The sequence below is a fragment of the Protofrankia sp. Cr1 genome (genome assembly GCF_963555865.1).
In the GTDB taxonomy this organism is placed as follows: Bacteria; Actinomycetota; Actinomycetes; order Frankiales; family Frankiaceae; genus Protofrankia.
This window is the reverse complement of sequence record NZ_CAUVXO010000001.1, coordinates 20,794-23,274: the sequence shown is the minus strand read 5'-3', so window position 1 is coordinate 23,274 and position 2,481 is coordinate 20,794. Positions and strand designations below refer to the sequence as shown.

Genomic DNA, 2,481 nt, shown 5'->3' with positions numbered 1-2,481 from the left:
GGATGACTACGATGGAGGAATCATGCCTACTTCTCTCCGGCATCTCGACCACAATCAGGAAATCAGCCCGTCAAGTGCCTTCGGGCTGATTATCGAGGTATCCGAGGACGTGGAGATTTCCGTTTTCAGCGCGGCTGAAGCCGTTGAGAGGCCGATCCTCGCATCGCTGGTCACCCGATCCCCGGCGGACCGCGACGGTAACACCGTCGGTCGGGAAATGCTGAGTATCCGCACCGGCGGTGGGCGCTCAGCAGCAGCCCCGACCCCGGGGCCGGCCGGCAACGGCATCACGGCTGACGCCGGTACCGATGAGACCACCATCGACAACGCCGTCGGGCACCACGATGACGATCATACACCTGTCGGGCTCGCAGACATTCAGCGCAGCGACGGCTGATTACCGAACCGAAACATCAGGCAAGCGGTTCACAAGATGACAGCATCTCGCCGGTCGCCCTCCGAGGCCAGCGGATGGCTCGGGAAACCGAACCATCCGCAGACCTCGGTGAAGACGGCCCTACGCAAGACATCCGCGACTGTCTCGTGGCTGTACGGGCGTCTGTTCTCCTGGCTTACCGGGAACCCCGACGCCGCTCGGATCGAGCATTTCATCAGGGATCAGAACAGAGCGGCCATGGCGCACGCCGGGCTCTCGGTGCTCGGCGCGACGGCCCTGGCCATGGCCCCGTTCGCAATTCGCGACCTGATTGACGACTGGCTGCTCCAGCTACGGACGAGCGGAATACTTCTCCCCGTTCTCCTCATCCTCGGCGCTTTTGTGCTCAGCGCCGTCGTAGCCACCCTGCAGTACATACTGATCAGCTACCTCAGCGAACGGCTGGCCTGCCGGATCCGCCACGACCTGCACGAGCACGCTGTTTCCCTGCCGTTCCCCCGCTTCATGCGGACCCGGCACGGGGACGTCGTCACCCTCTTCACCATTGATACGGCCAAGGTACAGATCGCCGGCGCCGTCTGTCTGCCGGCCGTCGCGACGATGGCGGTCGAACTCGTCGCCGCAGGTATGGTGGCCTTCCTGCTGGAGTGGCGGCTCGCGTTCGCGGTTGTCATGATCGGTGTGATTCCCCTCATCCTGCTGCGGCGCATTCGCGCACGCGTCCGGGAGATCAGCCGGGTGGAAGCCGAGCGGCATACCCGGATGGTCGATCACGTCATCGAGCTGACCGGGCCGGCGGGAGCGCTGCACCTGCGTGCGTTCCGTGCGCAGGGCGTCGGCCAGGAGGAGTTCGAACGACTGGACTCCGCCATCGCGACAGCGCTCCGCACCCGTGTCCAGGTGTTCGCCCGTCTGCAGCTCACCTCCGCGGGCAGCTCGGTGCTGACGACCATGACCGCGATCGGGCTCGGGGTATGGCTCTCCCTGGAACAGATAATGACGGCCGGCACCTTCGTGGCCTTCCTCAGCGTGCTGCTGCTGGCCTTTCGTTCAATCACCGGATTCGCGGACCTGCGCACCCGGTTGTTTGACGGCGAGTCCTCCCTCGTTCGCATTCTGGCCTTCCTGGACATTCCACTGGATCTCCCTCGCGTTACGGACCGCAGCAACGTTCGGCCACTGGCGATGATCGATCGACCGCGGCCACCGGAAGAAACCGTCTCGCAAGCCGAACCGGTGGTGTCAGAACCGGCGAGCGTTCCCCGCCCGCCCGTTCACGGCGATCTCGTCCTGGCGAACGTCTCGTACTCCTATGCCCCGGACATGCCGGTACCCACCTGGGCCGTCCGCTCAGTGGACATCGTCGTACGCAAAAGCGAGATGGTTGCCGTCGTCGGATTCAGCGGCGCGGGCAAAACGACGCTCTGCTACCTCGCGAGCGGCCTGCTCACGCCCACCGCCGGGCGGGTTCTGCTGGGCGGGCGGGACGTCGCGGAACTCACCGCCGAACAGGCGCGAGCCGCGGTCGGCTTTGTCTCCCAGGAAGCGTTCACCCAACGCCGCACCATCGCCGAGAACCTCAGGTTCGGGAATCCGTCGGCGACCGCGGACGAACTCTGGGCCGCACTCGAGGCGACCGGTCTCGTCTCCCTCGTCCGGTCCCTGCCGGACGGGATCCACACCCCACTCGGGTGCGACGGCTATGAGATCTCCGGTGGGGAACGACAGCGGCTGGCCATCGCCCGGGTCCTGGTCCAGAACCCGCGGACGGTCATCCTCGACGAAGCCACGTCAAACCTGGACGCACTGACCGAGGAAAAGCTCCGGACGTCGTTCGAACGTCTTCTCGCCGATCGCAGCTGTCTGATCGTCGCCCATCGGATGACGATGACCGTCGCGGCCGACCGTATCTACGTGATGGAAAAGGGCACCGTGGTGGAGGCCGGCCCGCATGACCGGCTGGTCACAACCGGTGGAATCTACGCCCAGCTGAGCCGTGGCCGGGTGGGGCGGATGCCCAGACGAGAAAACGGCCACGGCGCGCCCCGGACCGTAGGCTGACCGGCGGCCCCACCCACGCTGGC

Annotated in this window: 2 protein-coding genes; both read left to right on the top strand. The window is 65.7% G+C overall.

Features of this window, described 5'->3' with window-relative positions; translation table 11 throughout:
• Nucleotides 1-397 (top strand): hypothetical protein (locus U9980_RS00100; protein WP_322766171.1); only part of this gene is annotated, 397 nt, incomplete at its 5' end.
• A 36-nt stretch (nt 398-433) separates the two neighbouring features.
• Entirely contained in the window at nt 434-2,458 is a 2,025-nt protein-coding gene (locus tag U9980_RS00095; protein ID WP_322766170.1) for an ABC transporter ATP-binding protein, read from the top strand.
• Nucleotides 2,459-2,481 lie beyond the last annotated feature (23 nt).

Coding starts and splice junctions, on each gene's coding strand:
- U9980_RS00095 (WP_322766170.1), top strand. CDS start 434: ATGACAGCATCTCGCCGGTCGCCCTCCGAGGCCAGCGGATGGCTCGGG.